The 13,710-nt window shown below is 56.8% G+C and carries 24 protein-coding genes and 3 tRNA genes; 19 read left to right on the forward strand and 8 right to left on the reverse strand.

Annotation, left to right across the window (positions count from 1 at the left end; genetic code table 11):
• Positions 1–91 precede the first annotated feature (91 nt).
• The 4 genes from J4859_RS16735 (at position 92) to J4859_RS04485 (ending at position 2,298) form a co-directional block, all read left to right on the forward strand.
• Positions 92–697, forward strand: coding sequence for a DUF3825 domain-containing protein (locus tag J4859_RS16735; RefSeq protein ID WP_212333262.1), 606 nt, complete (start codon positions 92–94; stop codon positions 695–697).
• Complete coding sequence (locus tag J4859_RS16740; RefSeq protein WP_212333264.1) at positions 694–978, forward strand: DUF3825 domain-containing protein; 285 nt, start codon at positions 694–696, stop codon at positions 976–978. The genes J4859_RS16735 and J4859_RS16740 overlap by 4 nt, the downstream gene beginning before the upstream one ends.
• Positions 979–1,015: 37 nt before the next feature.
• Positions 1,016–1,657, forward strand: coding sequence for an HAD family phosphatase (locus tag J4859_RS04480; protein WP_212333266.1), 642 nt, complete (start codon positions 1,016–1,018; stop codon positions 1,655–1,657).
• Between the two features lie 110 nt (positions 1,658–1,767).
• On the forward strand, positions 1,768–2,298 hold the full coding sequence (locus J4859_RS04485; protein ID WP_212333268.1) for a nitroreductase: 531 nt from the start codon (positions 1,768–1,770) through the stop codon (positions 2,296–2,298).
• Between the two features lie 141 nt (positions 2,299–2,439).
• Here J4859_RS04485 and J4859_RS04490 read toward each other — a convergent pair whose 3' ends face one another.
• Complete coding sequence (locus J4859_RS04490) at positions 2,440–2,634, reverse strand: iron chaperone (RefSeq protein ID WP_371812219.1); 195 nt, start codon at positions 2,632–2,634, stop codon at positions 2,440–2,442.
• A gap of 454 nt (positions 2,635–3,088) precedes the next feature.
• Here J4859_RS04490 and J4859_RS04495 point away from each other — a divergent pair, with 454 nt between their 5' ends.
• The 14 genes from J4859_RS04495 (at position 3,089) to J4859_RS04555 (ending at position 9,803) form a co-directional block, all read left to right on the forward strand.
• Positions 3,089–3,475, forward strand: coding sequence for a hypothetical protein (locus J4859_RS04495; RefSeq protein WP_212333278.1), 387 nt, complete (start codon positions 3,089–3,091; stop codon positions 3,473–3,475).
• 333 nt (positions 3,476–3,808) lie between these two features.
• Positions 3,809–4,303: a 5-oxoproline transporter, DUF979 family subunit gene (locus J4859_RS16745; protein ID WP_256436820.1), complete on the forward strand. Its 495-nt coding sequence runs from the start codon at positions 3,809–3,811 to the stop codon at positions 4,301–4,303.
• Positions 4,300–4,449, forward strand: coding sequence for a 5-oxoproline transporter, DUF979 family subunit (locus J4859_RS16750; RefSeq protein ID WP_256436821.1), 150 nt, complete (start codon positions 4,300–4,302; stop codon positions 4,447–4,449). The genes J4859_RS16745 and J4859_RS16750 overlap by 4 nt, the downstream gene beginning before the upstream one ends.
• Positions 4,450–4,526: 77 nt before the next feature.
• On the forward strand, positions 4,527–5,174 hold the full coding sequence (gene pcp / locus J4859_RS04505; protein WP_212333280.1) for a pyroglutamyl-peptidase I: 648 nt from the start codon (positions 4,527–4,529) through the stop codon (positions 5,172–5,174).
• A 223-nt stretch (positions 5,175–5,397) separates the two neighbouring features.
• Positions 5,398–6,162, forward strand: coding sequence for a S9 family peptidase (locus tag J4859_RS04510; protein WP_212333281.1), 765 nt, complete (start codon positions 5,398–5,400; stop codon positions 6,160–6,162).
• A gap of 357 nt (positions 6,163–6,519) precedes the next feature.
• Entirely contained in the window at positions 6,520–6,657 is a 138-nt protein-coding gene (locus J4859_RS04515; RefSeq protein ID WP_212333283.1) for a hypothetical protein, read from the forward strand.
• A 12-nt stretch (positions 6,658–6,669) separates the two neighbouring features.
• A complete protein-coding gene (locus J4859_RS04520) occupies positions 6,670–6,912 on the forward strand; it encodes a hypothetical protein (protein WP_212333285.1) in 243 nt (80 codons plus the stop codon).
• Positions 6,913–7,003: 91 nt separating this feature from the next.
• Positions 7,004–7,156, forward strand: coding sequence for a hypothetical protein (locus J4859_RS04525; RefSeq protein WP_212333287.1), 153 nt, complete (start codon positions 7,004–7,006; stop codon positions 7,154–7,156).
• Between the two features lie 401 nt (positions 7,157–7,557).
• On the forward strand, positions 7,558–7,812 hold the full coding sequence (locus J4859_RS04530; RefSeq protein ID WP_212333289.1) for an NAD(P)-dependent oxidoreductase: 255 nt from the start codon (positions 7,558–7,560) through the stop codon (positions 7,810–7,812).
• 236 nt (positions 7,813–8,048) lie between these two features.
• Positions 8,049–8,345 carry a type II toxin-antitoxin system RelB/DinJ family antitoxin gene (locus J4859_RS04535; protein WP_212333291.1) on the forward strand — a complete coding sequence of 99 codons (297 nt, stop codon included), beginning with the start codon at positions 8,049–8,051 and terminating at the stop codon, positions 8,343–8,345.
• A 2-nt stretch (positions 8,346–8,347) separates the two neighbouring features.
• A complete protein-coding gene (locus J4859_RS04540; protein WP_212333301.1) occupies positions 8,348–8,656 on the forward strand; it encodes a type II toxin-antitoxin system YafQ family toxin in 309 nt (102 codons plus the stop codon).
• 549 nt (positions 8,657–9,205) lie between these two features.
• Positions 9,206–9,388, forward strand: a complete 183-nt coding sequence (locus J4859_RS04545; RefSeq protein WP_212333303.1) for a hypothetical protein — start codon at positions 9,206–9,208, stop codon at positions 9,386–9,388.
• Positions 9,379–9,549 (forward strand): transposase, encoded by a 171-nt coding sequence (locus J4859_RS04550; protein WP_212333318.1) that lies wholly within the window; start codon positions 9,379–9,381, stop codon positions 9,547–9,549. Before J4859_RS04545 ends, J4859_RS04550 begins: the two co-directional genes overlap by 10 nt.
• A 95-nt stretch (positions 9,550–9,644) precedes the next feature.
• Positions 9,645–9,803 carry a hypothetical protein gene (locus tag J4859_RS04555; RefSeq protein ID WP_212333321.1) on the forward strand — a complete coding sequence of 53 codons (159 nt, stop codon included), beginning with the start codon at positions 9,645–9,647 and terminating at the stop codon, positions 9,801–9,803.
• A 443-nt stretch (positions 9,804–10,246) separates the two neighbouring features.
• Here J4859_RS04555 and J4859_RS04560 read toward each other — a convergent pair whose 3' ends face one another.
• The gene (locus tag J4859_RS04560; protein ID WP_212333323.1) at positions 10,247–10,480 is read right to left on the reverse strand and encodes a hypothetical protein; all 234 of its coding nucleotides are present in this window, start codon (positions 10,478–10,480) and stop codon (positions 10,247–10,249) included.
• A 289-nt stretch (positions 10,481–10,769) separates the two neighbouring features.
• Between J4859_RS04560 and J4859_RS04565 the strand changes: the two genes are divergently transcribed.
• Positions 10,770–11,045 (forward strand): hypothetical protein, encoded by a 276-nt coding sequence (locus J4859_RS04565; protein WP_212333326.1) that lies wholly within the window; start codon positions 10,770–10,772, stop codon positions 11,043–11,045.
• A gap of 383 nt (positions 11,046–11,428) precedes the next feature.
• On the opposite strand, the gene J4859_RS04570 is transcribed toward J4859_RS04565, so the two are convergent.
• The 6 genes from J4859_RS04570 to J4859_RS04595 all read right to left on the reverse strand — a co-directional run bounded on the left by J4859_RS04570 (position 11,429) and on the right by J4859_RS04595 (position 13,534).
• Positions 11,429–12,223, reverse strand: a complete 795-nt coding sequence (locus J4859_RS04570) for a tyrosine-protein phosphatase (protein WP_212333330.1) — start codon at positions 12,221–12,223, stop codon at positions 11,429–11,431.
• 54 nt (positions 12,224–12,277) lie between these two features.
• Positions 12,278–12,349, reverse strand: a tRNA-Ile gene (locus J4859_RS04575).
• Positions 12,350–12,397: 48 nt separating this feature from the next.
• Positions 12,398–12,472: transfer RNA gene (locus J4859_RS04580), tRNA-Val, on the reverse strand.
• Between the two features lie 105 nt (positions 12,473–12,577).
• Positions 12,578–12,650: transfer RNA gene (locus J4859_RS04585), tRNA-Thr, on the reverse strand.
• Positions 12,651–12,818: 168 nt separating this feature from the next.
• Positions 12,819–13,109 (reverse strand): transposase, encoded by a 291-nt coding sequence (locus J4859_RS04590; RefSeq protein ID WP_371812220.1) that lies wholly within the window; start codon positions 13,107–13,109, stop codon positions 12,819–12,821.
• 221 nt (positions 13,110–13,330) lie between these two features.
• Positions 13,331–13,534, reverse strand: a complete 204-nt coding sequence (locus J4859_RS04595; protein WP_212333335.1) for a hypothetical protein — start codon at positions 13,532–13,534, stop codon at positions 13,331–13,333.
• Positions 13,535–13,710 lie beyond the last annotated feature (176 nt).

Consider the following 13,710-nt stretch of genomic DNA (forward strand, 5'->3'; position numbering starts at 1 on the left):
CTCTGTCAGGCGTATGATGCAGGAGAAGGCTGATGGCGCAGAGAGGAGCAGCCGATGAAGAAGGGTCGGGAAGAGGTCTCGCTTTTCGATTTTGCCTATCTCGGCGAGGGGGGAGACCTATGCGCGTCTGGCGGGGATGGCTTTGCCCGAGCGGTGGGACTTCGTCGGGACAGAGGTTCGTTGCTACGAGATTCTGAGCGACTACCTGCGCTTCATGTTCTTGTGCCTCGAGCGCAAGAACAAGGTCCTTGTGAGCGATGCAGGGGATTTCTGTGCCTTCAATACGGGCTTTGTCGACGAATCGTTTGAGGACATCTTTGCCTGCTTCACGCCGAATAAGGTGCCGGACAAGCAGCCGTGGTTCCTCGAAGGCTTTGCTGCAGCGGGAGCGGACCGGTTCGGCGACAGACTGCTCAGGAGCTTCCACAACCTGCCCCAGCGTGCATGCTATCTCTTCAAGGCAGAGGACGTGCGCTGCGACGTGGACCAGGTGCCGACACCCGACTATAGCCATATCCTGATCGACGATATCGACCGGCTGCCTGAAGCCTTCCTTGAGTGTGAGCTTGCGGACAGCGATGAGGAGTTTGCTGTCGTGAAGCGCGCCTTTGGCATGCAGGAGAAGGATGTACGCAACGATGCTTTCGATGCACTCGCAAAGCTCCTGGATGCCGACCAGCGCGTTTTCAGCGCTTGAAGGATAGGATCGATGCCATTATCCGGCTCTCGGTCAAGAAGGTCTCCTGGAGCTGGCGCTGGGCCGTGCCCATCTACTATCCCGGCAGGGACTGCGTGAGCCTGCTTCTGCCGCTTGACCTTACGGAAGGCGAGCAGCCCAATATCGCGCTTGTGCTTGAGCGGACGCAGTCGGGCCGCTATATCGGGCAGACGATACTGACGGCTGAGATGGCATACAAGGATGCACGCCTGATCGCGCGCCCAGGAGCCGAGTGGCTCGATGCTTGCTTCGTGCAGTAAGATCTAAGATTGAGATGAGAAGACAGGAGAGAGGCTGATGATAAAGCCGGATACGCCCGCATGCGTCCTCTTCGATTTCGACGGCGTCTGTGCCGATACCGAGAGGTATGGCATAGAGCTTGACAGGGAAGTGTATGAGCTTTACGGCATCAACCCCACGAGAGAGGAGATGCAGTCGCTGGTCGGCACGACCGGGCTCGAGTCTATCCCGGCACTCTTCAGGAAATATGGCCTCACAGTCACGGCGCAGGAGTTCTTTGCAAAGAGACGCGACAATACCTGCATCTACCGCGATTTCCCGCTCGAGGCAGAGCCTGGCCTCATAGGAGTCCTGGCAGATCTCCGTGCCCGCTGCATACCGATTGGCCTCGTCTCCACGACGGCTGCCTCTTCTATCTTCTTTGCGCTCGATCGGCTCCACTTGGCATCTTCCTTTGATGTCATTGTCACAGGAGATATGTGCGAGCGGCACAAGCCAGAGCCCGACCCCTACCTTCTGGCGCTCAGGCTCTTGAACAAGGATGCGAAAGACTCCATTGCTGTCGAGGATTCTCCCGTTGGTATTCATGCTGCCAAGGCAGCAGGGCTCTATGTGATGGGGTATCGAGGTGCGAGCATCAAGCAGGATACCTCCGAGGCAGACGAGCAGCTCGAAGGATTTGTTGCGTTTCGCGTGTAGTGCTCCATTTCTTTCAGGTTCAGCTCGCAGGGCATCTGCGTGCAAGTGGAGAAGCGTTTAGGGTATGAGTCCTATTGAACGATGTTGGTTTTCTCTTTGAGGAGGTATCCATGGAAGATGTGCTTGAAGCGATTCATAACCGCCGCAGTGTCCGTGCCTATGAGGATAAGGCTGTGCCGAAGGACCTTATAGACAAGGTTATCGATGCCGGACTCTGGGCACCGAGCGGCATGGGCAGGCAGTCTGCCATCATAGTCGCCGTCACGGACAAGGAGAAGATTGCCTGGCTCTCCGAGCTCAACAGGAAGATCGGCGGCTGGAAAGAGGGGTTTGACCCCTTCTATGGAGCGCCGGTCGTGCTTCTGGTCCTTGGCAAGAAGGACATGCCGACCTATGTCTGCGATGGTTCTCTCATGATCGGGACCATGGGGCTTGCTGCTGAGGGCTTGGGCCTTGGCAGTTGCTGGATCCACCGCGCCAAGGAAGAGTCGGAAATGCCTGAAGTCCAGGAGTGGCTCTCTTCGCTCGGCGTGCCAGAAGGTTATGAGGGGGTAGGACATCTGATCCTCGGCTATCCCGTGAAGGACAAGGTGTCTGCTCCGCAGACACACAAGGACAGCCGCGTGTTCTGGGCAGAGTAGCCACAAGCTGCATCAGTATGAGTTCGGGCTCTGCATTCTTGCGGGGTCCGGATTTTTTTCTGTGCCGCAAAGCTATCTGTTCTCGAGGCACCAGCGGACGATGCTGCAGACAAGCTTCCCATGGATGTCGCTATACGGCACTTAGAGCGTACCTTTCGATGTCTTGAGACCGGCAGCCGATATCTCGTTTGCAAAATGTTCGAGCGCCTCAGGTCTTGGATAGATGCCGATATGCTTCTTCCAAGCAGCGAGCTGGATGATGATCCTGCCGTCCACCTTGTATGTCGGCATGCTCCAGGAGATGCAGGTTTCAGAGCCTGGCAGGTATATTTCGATGCCAGAGCAGAGGCTTTTGAATGCTGTCTGCTACTTTGGAGCCAAAGCCTCGATATACGTGTTGACGCTTTCGGTCCTGCCGCTGTCTGCCATGCTGCTCCTATCTCCGGTGGGTGGTAACGCAAGTCCGTACCGAGCATCACCGTTTGGTACGGATTTGCGTTACCACCCCATTACAATGAGAGATCTCCTCTTGGGGACTTCTTCGAGCTTTGGGGTTTTCGACAATGAAGTGCCTGCGGATTCCCTAACCTTGTAGATGGCCCTGAAAGGGGCTGCTGGCCGACCTTCCCCGGATAGCCGTGTACCCCTGTCTCTTGCGAAGGCCCGGGGGGTGTTGCTGCTAAGGGATGGTGGTCTGTCTGAGAACGGCTGATAGGGATGTGCCACACGATAAGCAGGGCAGTGTGGATGTCGTCCCTCAGACACGCGGGACAGTAAGGAAAGTACCATCATGGAACACAAGCAGAAAGACTGGTTCGGGCCGCAGCGCTTCTATCTCGGGATAGATGTCAGGAGGCCATTCCTCCGGGCAGTGGGCCTGAAACCGGGTGGCACCATCGCGATCAGCTACAGGCAGGACAGGTGCCAGGAGAACATCGAGGCTCTGCTCGACGAGGCGGAAGAGGGCGCCCTGGTCAATTGTGGACCAGAAGAACAACATAGGCTCGCTTATCGTGTACAGGTGGCGCGCGAAAAGGATCGATGTCGGATACCTTCCGGGGAAGTCCATGAAGCATGCCCGGGAGATGTTTCCCCGGGACGGCGAAGAGTGACCGAACAGATACCGAGGCCATCGCGCAGGCGGGGATCGGGATCAGGACGGCCATCAGGCCCATAGCCGAGACCGACGAGCTGGACGCCTGCGTCTCGCTGGTTGACCTGTATCGTTTTTTCAGACAGTGCAGCTTGAGGAATTATGAGGCTCCTCTTAACTGCAAGACAAGCCGACCGAAAAGACTACAGGTGGCAAACAATCTTGCTACCAAATACAGCGATGAGTAGCGCCTGAAAACAGCTGAGTGTGCTATCTCCACCGGCAAGCCTAAAAGCCACCTTACCACCGAGTTAGGGCTAAAGTCCCAAAACACAGATCCGCTGGGTAAAAGATCGTAGAGATAGGCTATCAGCTGCTTAAGCGCAGCGAGGCTAACGAGGCAGATTGTCAAGCTGAATGCAACATCTCCCTAAAGACTTCGTTGGCTGTCCTGTATTTCAGGACCTTCCTCGCTCTGTCACAGATCAGCTCCCTGTTGGTATCACGGTCGGCGTCTTTGTCGGCATAATCGTCCTGCACTTCATGCGGCCGAAGCAGAACACGATGAGGGTTTATCTCGAGAACTCCCGCCGCATGCTCGATATCGTGGGTAAGCTTATCGTGCTCCTGACGCTTCTTGCCATCCTGGGCTCCGTCTTCATAGCCACAGGCATCGGCACCGTCATCTCCGATATCGTGGGCGCCATCATCCCGCAGGGTAACATGGTCGTCGGTATCGTTGTCTACTGCGTCGGCATGGCCCTCTTCACGGTGATCATGGGCAATGCCTTTGCTGCCATCACGGTCATGACGGTCGGCATTGGGGCTCCATTCGCGATGCCCCTCGGTGTAGATCCTGTCATTGTCGGCTCCCTCGCCCTTACACCTGCGGCTACTGTGGCACGCTCATGACGCCAATGGCAGCCAACTTCAACATCGTCCCTGTCGCAATCCTCGAGATGGACGACGAGTACGGTGCCATCAAGAAGCAGATCGTCCCCGCCCTCATCATGCTTGCCTTCCAGATTCTCCTCATGATCTGCCTCGTCGCGCTGTAGCTGGGTAGAGACCATCTAGACGTATACAACGAGAGCCTGCCTTCGGGCAGGCTCTTCTGGGAGAGAGAAGGATTGCTATGAAGAAGATTCTCGTGACTGGCTTCCAGCCGTTCGGCAGTGAGACCATGAACCCGGCCTGGGAGGCTGTTCGCAGGCTTCCCGACACGATTGCCGGCGCCTCCGTCACGAAGGTCGAAATCCCGGTTGTCTTTGGCAAGGGACCCGAGGCTGTGGACAAGGCAATTGACGAGGTCCAGCCGAACCTCGTGCTCTGCGTCGGCCAGGCAGGTGGCCGCGCGAAGATCACGCCTGAGTTTGTCGGTATCAACTACGCTGATGCCCGCATTCCGGACAACGACGGCAACCAGCCGGTGGCAGAGAAGATCTCGGCTGATGGCCCCGATGCCTACTTCGCGACGCTTCCCGTCAAGTCAATGGTCCAGGCCATGACCGGAGCAGGCATCCCGGCAGAGGTCTCCTATACGGCCGGCACCTACGTCTGCAACGACGTGATGTATTCGTTGCTGCACACGCTGGCAACGAAGCATCCGGGCGTCCGTGGTGGCTTCCTCCATGTCCCGTATGCGACGGAGCAGGCCTGCCATCTGCCATCCTTGACGCCGAGCATGTCGCTCGATATGATGACGCGCGGCATCGAGCTCGGACTCGCAGCTGCCGTCGAGCACGAGGATGATGTGAAGACGGCTACGGGTACAACGCACTAGCACCTCATCTGTGGAGCATCTGTGGGAAGCCCCGGAGATTCGCTCTTCCGGAGCCTCCTTCGTCTTCCGGGCTCTGCATCACCCCTGCTCAGAGCTTCAAACAGACAGCTGTCTCGTCTGGGACAGGCGTCCCAATCATGGGAGATGGGCAAGGGATTGCACATGCATCAGGTAGAATGAATTTGAAAAATCCATCTGACAAGAGACTCTCCAGGAGGCTGCTGTGGGCTATACGGAACGCGAGCATTGGTGCCAGCGCGATGACAAGAAGATCTACGGGAAGCTCTTCCTACCGGATGGCTGGGATGACGGAAGGCCGCGCGCTACTGCCATCTTTGCCCATGGGCTCTCGACGAACCATGGGGACATGGAGCCGTATGCAAGGTGTGCCGCCGAGCGGGGCATGGTGACGTATGTCTTCGACTTCTGCGGTGGTGGCAGCTACTCAAGGAGCAGCTGGCAGGACAATATGTCGCTCTTCACGGAGCAGCATGACCTCGAGGCGGTTGCCTGGGAGCTCTCGCGGGAGTCCTATGTGGACGAGCACAACCTCTTCCTCTGTGGCGCCTCCTTGGGTGCCACGATCGCGCTCATGGCAGCGAGGGCGAACGTACAGCTCGTGAAGGGTTGCCTTCTGCTCTATCCTGCCTTCAACCTGTACGATGCGGTGCACAGTGCCTGTGCGCGGAGGGAGGATCTGCCTGAGCGCTTCCACGTTATGAGCATGGATGTGTCAGGAGATTTCCTGCGCTCCTGCTGGGACTACGACTTCTTCGAGCACATCCCGGCCTTTCCGCAGGATGTGATCATCTTCCATGGGGACGCAGATCAGGTCGTGCCGCTCTCGTACTCCCAGCGCGCCCAGTCGCTCTTCCCGCACTGTGAGCTCCATGTGATTCCGGGCGGCGGCCATGGTTTCGTCGACCCCTACTACTGGCAGGTCGTGAACGAGGCAGCGGAGTGGCTCCGCGCCCATATCTGGCGCTAGGGAAACGATGATTAATTCGGCTCGATGAAATCGCTGGGGCCGCACGCTGTATGCCACCTGCTCAAAATGTCTCGAACCACACAGTGCCCATATCCACATAGATACCTATATGTCTTCTGGATATGGTATAGCTACATCCACACATTCCAGCATATCCAAAAGGAAGATATGGACAGATAGATGAGCTTTGAAGACCGGCGGATTAGCATCCTGAGTGCAACAGGATAGCCCGCTGAATGGAGGTGTGGCACACTCCGGAAGGCTACGATGTTGGTTGGCTCATCAACGTCGAAAGCTGGAAGGAATGTGCCACTACACACATCTTAGCCCTCAGGAGAGGGATTGCATAGCCGAGCTGTGTGGCACAAGGGAAGGCCAATCGGCTATATCGCGGCAGAGATCGGCAAGGACAGCTCCAGCGTCTGCCACAAGCTCAAGAGGAATGGCCGCTACGGCCGCTTTAGGGCATGTGCTGCCCAAAAGGAGGGCGGATGAGCGCTGCAGGAGATGCAGGGCGAAAAGGCGGCTTTCAGACCCTGCGCTTACGCAGAAGGTGCGCTTACTCATCATGGACAGACACTGGTCCCTGGAGGAGATAGACGACATCTCAGGCTCGAGGGTGGCGGCAGGTGCACCGTTGAGCCTGCCGACTACTCTGCAGGCAGGTCCAAGCCATCGCCCTCGACCTGCCGGGATCCGGCCCGCAAGGCCAGGTGCGGCGCCACCTGCGCAGCAAGAGGCCTAAGATGAGGGGTAAGATCGAGATCTTACACACCGTGGAGGAGAGGCCCAAAAGGCCGATGAGAGGTCTCGTCTCAGCGAGTGGGCAGACGACACGCTCGTGGCAGCGGGACCTATGTGCCTGCTCGTGCTTGCCGACAGGGCAGTGAGGCTGCTTCTCGCAAAGAGATGCCACCACGACAGCGAGAGCGTCTCTAAGGCCGAGGTCGGACTACTACAGGGACGTCCCCTCGAGACGCTCACTTCCGGATAGGGGCAAGCAGTTCACAGGGCATGCAGATGTCACAGATGCCCTTTGAAGCGTGCAGTTCTACTTCTGCGACCCCCACCATCTATGGCAGAAGCTAACAGTTAAGAACACTAACGGGCTCCTGCGCAAGTTCTTCCCCTAAGGGCACCGACTTCAGCAAGGTCACAAACGAGGAGGTGCAGCATGCGGTAGAGCTGATCTGTGACAGGCCGAGGAAGGTCCTGAAGTACAGGACAGCCAACGAAGTCTTTAAGGAGATGTTACACTCAGCTTGACAATCTGCCGTCCGAAATATTGACACAGGGCGCACATCGCGCAGCGGCTCGCTGAGATCGTGGAGGCTGCCTTCCGCATGGAGGTGCGCCGCTACAATCCAAGAGAGGATGTAGCTGCGCTTCAAGAAGATGGACACGCTTGAGGAGCTCTTTGGCGCCTGCGATTTCGTGAGCATCCACGTGCCGCTGGTCGACGAGACGAGAGGCATGGTAGGACACAAGGCCCTTGCCAAGTCTGGCCTTATACTCATCAACATGGTACGTGGTGGCATCGTGGACGAGGGGTACTCCTGGATCCTCTTGAGGACGGAATTGTGGCAGGGGCTGGCTTCGATGTCTTCGAAGAGAAGATTCCCTCAGTATGGGATCCCTGCTCCACCTTGACAACTTCATCGGCACTCTTCACATAGGTGGCAGCACAGAGGAAGCGTTCGGGCGGGTCAGCGAAACTGCGGTGGACCACGTCCTGGAGGCGCTTGCAGGCTAAGTCGTGTCTCGAGTTGACTCATCGCTATCTGTGGCAGGATGCCATCTTGTCCTCGTTTCTTGTGGGTATGATAATGCTATGATGCAATATAATGTCACTATGAATTCAACGCAATCAGATGGAGGTGTTCTTTATGGCAACAGTCACTCAGACGACAACGGTACGCTTTGACCGGCGTGACAAGGAAGAGGCAACCTCTATTCTCGAGTCCATCGGTCTCAGCTTTAACAGTTACCTCAACCTGGCTGTGAAACAGCTCATCAACCAGCGGCGGGTTCCCTTCGACCTGGAGCCATCTCCCGCGACACCTAACGAGGAGACGAGGCGGGCTATGGTGGAAGCTGAGGCCAAGGAACTGGGGATCATCCCTGATGATTCGCCGGCCTTCTCTGATAGTGCAAGCCTCATGGCCTACCTAGACAGAAAGTAGCCATGTTCGAAATCAGGGTTGAACATAGGTTCAAGCTGGACTACCAGAGGGTTATACGGGTCCATCCACAGCTCAAGGCAGACTTTGCCGAAGCTGTGGAAGAGCTCATGCAGACCGGCAGGGTGCCTAAAGAGTACCGGCCACATGTCTTAGATAATCCGGGCGGTAATTACAACGGCCACATTGACTTCCATCTGTCGGATGGCAAGATCGATGTCATTGTGCTCTACCTTCCCCATAAGACGAATCCCATCATCCGCCTCGTGCGTATGGGCATGCACGAGGAGCTCTTCCAGGGACCCACACTATGAATTTGGCTGCTGGCACAATCAGATCTTTACAAGGAAGAAGAATTCTGAGAAGAGTCTTTCTTCGTCGCTAGGGAAACGATGATTAATTCGCCTCGATGAGGTAGCTGGGGCCACACGCTGTATGACATCGGCTCAAAATGTCTCGAACCACGCAGTGCCCATACCCACATAGATGCCTATCTGTCTTTCTGGATATGGTATAGCTACATCCACGTATTCCTGCATATCCAAAAGGAAGATATGGGCAGCCAGATGAGCTTTTAGGACCTTAAATCCTAAGGTCCTAGGAAGAAGACCCGGCGAGAGGCATTCCTGGAGCGGATGGATACAATCGTTGTGTGGGATAGCTGGATTGTTCTGGTAGATACCAGCTACCACTGACAGGCTCTTGTCAGGCATGTGCGCGCTGCAAAGACGAAGCTTTAGGATGTAGCCTGCTTTAGGTCATGTTTGCTCTCTTAAGACGAGGGAACTTAAAGATGCTATCCTGGATTACCGCTCCTGGCAGCGCTTCTGTGCACGTAGACCTCATGCAAGCGCAGGTACCAGATGCGACGACACTTGCGAAGATGCGCCATAGCCTTAAAGCGAGAGGAGTTCGGCAAGGCTTGTGCTTTGCGCCTGAACTTAGGACTCGAGAAGGCAGGGATCACGGCGCGGGGCGGCTCTATTGTGGATGCGACCTTCACCTGGGCCTTAAAGCTCCACGAAGAACAAGGACCATGCGCGTAACCCTTAAGGCGCACCAGTCCAAGAAAGGGGGGTCCTGGCGTATCGGATACAAGGCGCATAGCGGCGTGGATGCCGCAGGTGGCCTTGTGCATGCTGTAGAGACGATCGCTGCGAATGTGTCTGACATATCCTGTGGCACATGCACTCGTAAGGGAAGATGACAGGTTCTGCTGCGCAGACTTTAGGCTATATAGGTATAGCGAAGCGCCCTTAAGGACGCATAAAGACCCACACCTCTCATCTGTGCGCTAAAGCGTTGCTAAGAAAGCCTTCGACTACAGAGGGCCTTGCCTGTGCACTCTTGTCCGAGAAGGGTATCGAGTCCAGGAAGGCATCCATCCGCTCAAAGGCAGAAGCACCCTTCCTTATCGTGAAGCGGCGCTTCGGCCCCTTAAGGAAGCGCTACAGGGGATAGAGAAGACCTCCTGTATGCTCGATGTCTTTCTCGCCCTTGCAAACCTTACCCATTTGCATCTTTTACCGGCAGGCTGCACCTCCCGGCTCCCAGCGTCGCTTGATCCGTCTTGGAGCCTCCTTGCGGTGCATGGGGCAGGAGGATGTAAGGATAGCGGCTCCTGCACGTGCTGGATGAGCATCCTTCCCTGCCTTTCCCGCATACCGGACGCGAAAAGTCGTGTGGTCGGTCCCCTCTGACACGTTATGGGGCATTAATCATCGTTTCCCTAGCGTTTGCATTGCTTTGCCAATGAAGTGACTGTTGCATCGATATTCTTCAATGAGACACTTCTTCTAATCTTCTTGATATCTGACAGTCAAGTAAATGGGGGCCGGTTCAGGCTGTCCTGATAGTCCAGGTGATACAATTCCACATGCCAAATGGAGAATGTGCCCTGGAGCTCACCCGGCTCTGTGTTTGGCGACGGTTTTGCCGGGTGCCCTCCAGGGCGAAGCGGGATCGTCAGGATCATGGTATGGGAGAATCCCTCCTGTACCCGCATCGCAGAGGCCGAAGAGCAGAAGATCCGCCAGCTGGAGGAGGCCATAGCCGGTCGCCGCTGCCGTAAGCAGACGGGCTTTGACACCTTCGCCGAGGCCGCATTCCTGCTGCCCGCCATGCGAGTCCGCGCGCACGAAGCGCGACGGCCTCGCGCCGAGTGGCGCACAGAGATTGAGAGTGCCCCGCATGCGGGAGCAAGTATAGCTCGCTTACAGGGACCGTCTTCGAGCATGCCCGCTGCAGGCTGGGTATCGCCCATCCGGCTCATGCGCTACAGCATGCCCCTGGACTGCATCGCTAAATCCCTCCAGATATCTCACCAGAGCGTCTGGGAGTGGGGGTACCGGGTGTTTACCACCGTGGGACGGCTATCAGGACAGGATCGTCCTTAAGAAGCGCGTCTGGATCGGTAAGACCTACATAGTGGATACGGACCTTCCGCACGGATACGGGCAGGCGAGGAAGCGGGGGCTCTCCTCGCAGCAGCTCTGCATAGCGGTTGGGATAGACATCTTCAAGAACCCATACGCCGTGGTCTGCGGACACGGCAAGCCGTCCACGAGAAGGATCAGGGACGCATTCGGCGGCCACATAGCCAAAGGCGCGCTCGTCGTGCACGAGCGGGAGTGCGCCCACAGCGGGGTCATACGCGATGCCGGAGCAGTCTCCAAATCATACCCGAGACCCGGAATACCTTGAGAGCATGGAGCTCGCTAACAACCTCTGCTCCTGGCTTAAGAGATACCTCTGGCGCTTCACGGGCATGTCCCATGTCCGACATGCAAAAGCTACCTCAACTGGTACGTCTACCTGTTCGGTGTCAACCAGGCAAGGGACAGGTGACCCGAGACTGCAAGGGTGGTCCGCCATATGATGATGTCCGATGCGAGTTTCTACAGCTCGACGTAGGTCTGGTGGCCTTCATTTACTTGATTGTTAGATCTTGATACATCTGATACTCCAATCTTCGAGTCAGATGTACGGATTTTTTTATCGGCACCTCCGGGGACGCAAAGCCCATCTGCGAAAACGCCACGCGAAGTACAGGGAAGCGCCTCGAGCTGAGGCTTTGCGCACAGGGCTCAGCTCTCGAGATGCTCCCTTACGGCTCGCCTCGTCTCGGGCATGATGCCGCAGGAGTCGAGATAGGTATCGGCCGAGCCATAGCCTGCTATCAGGAGATCCCAGGTCTCCGATATGGCCTTGATACGGCTCTTGAGCTCCGAACGCACATGCATCTTCTCGGGCGGCTTCCCGGACATGACAGCCTTGTCGACCTCGCGTACGTCGCCGAAGGAATAGGAATAGTCGCAGATGATGTGCGCCCGGTCGACGCCGCAGAGTCCGAGCAGGAGCATCGACGTCACGCCGGTCCTGTCCATGCCGGCTGCGCAGTGGAAGAGGATGCAGTCATCCGCTTCAGCTTCGGCGAAGAACTCGAAAATCTCCTTCATGGCAGGCTTGTTCGCAAGTATCGTGCAGTAGCTCTCGGCAAGGTATCCTGTCGTCCCGGTGCGAGGCATGAGGTAAGGGTCGCTCATGTTGTAGTCGAAGAGCGGCACGTTTATCCAGGCGATATTGGGGTCCTGTGCGAGCAGCCCGTCGCCGTGTGCAAGCTCGGCCGTGCCTCGAAGGTCCACGACACGGCACACGCCGTAGTCCTTGAGGAAAGCGCAATCGGCCTCTGTCGCAGCGTCAAGGGCACCGGAGCGCAGGAACCGGTGCGGAAGCGTGGGGCCAGCCTCTCCCGGATATCCAGCAAGCTCGCGGAGATTGAAGATCGAGGTTGCGCCCTCGAGGCCATACGGATCTTTGCTCTTCGGCTCCATCTCTAAGTCCCTTCCGAGCTTCTTGAAGAAACCGAACATGGCCCTCATGTCCTTCCTACGAAAAGAGATCAGCAGCGCGTGTCGCCGGCCTCGAGCGTCTAGTGGGCCCAGCAGGACTCGAACCTGCACCCAGGGATTATGAGCCCCCTGCGCTAACCGTTGCGCCATGAGTCCTTACATAGAGAAAAAGGCGACGGCCTGAGCCGCCGCCCTCATATTTCCTGGTGGGCAATGCTGGATTCGAATCAGCGGCCTCTTCCGTGTGAAGGAAGTGCTCTACCCTTGAGCCAATCACTCGTGCGGGAGTATGTTAGCAGATTCCGCTTCTCCCGTCTATCAGAAGAAGCCTGTCTGCGCCCCCAAAGCAAGCAGGCCACCTAGTGGCCTGCGGAGTAATCATAGTGGAGAATAGGGGATTCGAACTCCTGACCACATGACTACCAGTCATGTGGTCTCCCAACTGAGCTAATTCCCCATGCGGTGCGGAAATTACTATAACAGAAGCAAGATTTCGGTCACGTATGAATTTGGCAAGTTCCGGCCTTCACGCTAGTTAAGTCCAAATCTGTGTGTAAATTAGCTCATAAGCAACCGCTACCTGCAAGCCATCACGAATTAAGCCTCATCTGCCGCTGCGCGCGGGCTATCTTTGCGAGCGCCTCCTTTTTCCTCTCATAGCTCTTCGACCGCCGGCAGGCAAGTACTGCTTGCTCTTTGCTGCCCATCTGTCGTTCTCCTCGATAAGGTAGGTCCCCACGAGCCTGATGAGTAAGTCCTCGCTCGGGAATATAGCGATGAGCTTCTGGGAGCGCTTCACCTCGGCGTTGAGCCTTCGAGGTCCTGGTGCACCTGCACCTGCGGGAGGGCCATGACTTCCAATTGTGTCCTTAAACCCGGCGACCAGACACTCCAGTGCCTTGGGACACCCCCTCAGTGAGCTTGCAGCACAGGAGGGAGGCGCGCAGCCGCTTTAAGGCGGCAGCAGAGACGTTGTGCGAGAAGTGCGCCTGAAAGCGCTGCCAGGCTACGTTAGGGTAGACCTGCTGCAGCGCACCTGCGAGCCTCCTCGTGGGCATCTAAGGCAAACATGCTCATGCCCGGCTGCCTACAGGCACGCAGCGAGGAGAGGAATCTCTTCCAGGTCTCGTGTGACGCTCACTTCTTGAGCCTAAACCCTATGAGCTCCTTCATCGCGTCCCTGCTAAGTCCCATCGGGTAGATCTTGTAGTTGACCCTGACCTTCAGGTAGGTCGTTCCCACCATGAAAACCAGGTAGTCGTCCTCAATGCGGTACGTACGAAGCTCCTCTACGGCAGCGTCGTACTGTGCGAGTGCCTCGAACACTACCGACTTCGACAACTCCTCTGTTACAGATCGTCTCCATGAGCGTGCTCATCTTCGCCCTCGATGTACCGGCGACGACCATCTCGGCCATAATGGCCACACCGGCAGGCTCGCTTGCGCTTGTAGGTCTAGAAGGGCACATTGCTATGCCTTAGGACAAAGAGATCTATCGTGGTGAAGCGCAGCGTGAG

Origin of the sequence: Atopobium sp. oral taxon 416 (assembly GCF_018128285.1) — a bacterium.
Classification (GTDB): domain Bacteria; phylum Actinomycetota; class Coriobacteriia; order Coriobacteriales; family Atopobiaceae; genus Olsenella_L.

Bases quoted from the DNA above. Each gene is read 5' to 3' on its own strand.
- J4859_RS16745 (WP_256436820.1), top strand. From the start codon at position 3,809: ATGCAACATCTCCCTAAAGACTTCGTTGGCTGTCCTGTATTTCAGGAC.
- J4859_RS04535 (WP_212333291.1), top strand. From the start codon at position 8,049: ATGGCAACAGTCACTCAGACGACAACGGTACGCTTTGACCGGCGTGAC.
- pcp (WP_212333280.1), top strand. From the start codon at position 4,527: ATGAAGAAGATTCTCGTGACTGGCTTCCAGCCGTTCGGCAGTGAGACC.
- J4859_RS04540 (WP_212333301.1), top strand. From the start codon at position 8,348: ATGTTCGAAATCAGGGTTGAACATAGGTTCAAGCTGGACTACCAGAGG.
- J4859_RS16750 (WP_256436821.1), top strand. From the start codon at position 4,300: ATGACGCCAATGGCAGCCAACTTCAACATCGTCCCTGTCGCAATCCTC.
- J4859_RS04570 (WP_212333330.1), bottom strand. From the start codon at position 12,223: ATGAGGGCCATGTTCGGTTTCTTCAAGAAGCTCGGAAGGGACTTAGAG.
- J4859_RS04530 (WP_212333289.1), top strand. From the start codon at position 7,558: ATGGACACGCTTGAGGAGCTCTTTGGCGCCTGCGATTTCGTGAGCATC.
- J4859_RS04485 (WP_212333268.1), top strand. From the start codon at position 1,768: ATGGAAGATGTGCTTGAAGCGATTCATAACCGCCGCAGTGTCCGTGCC.
- J4859_RS04480 (WP_212333266.1), top strand. From the start codon at position 1,016: ATGATAAAGCCGGATACGCCCGCATGCGTCCTCTTCGATTTCGACGGC.
- J4859_RS04545 (WP_212333303.1), top strand. From the start codon at position 9,206: ATGCGACGACACTTGCGAAGATGCGCCATAGCCTTAAAGCGAGAGGAG.
- J4859_RS04550 (WP_212333318.1), top strand. From the start codon at position 9,379: ATGCGCGTAACCCTTAAGGCGCACCAGTCCAAGAAAGGGGGGTCCTGG.
- J4859_RS04520 (WP_212333285.1), top strand. From the start codon at position 6,670: ATGCAGGGCGAAAAGGCGGCTTTCAGACCCTGCGCTTACGCAGAAGGT.
- J4859_RS04495 (WP_212333278.1), top strand. From the start codon at position 3,089: ATGGAACACAAGCAGAAAGACTGGTTCGGGCCGCAGCGCTTCTATCTC.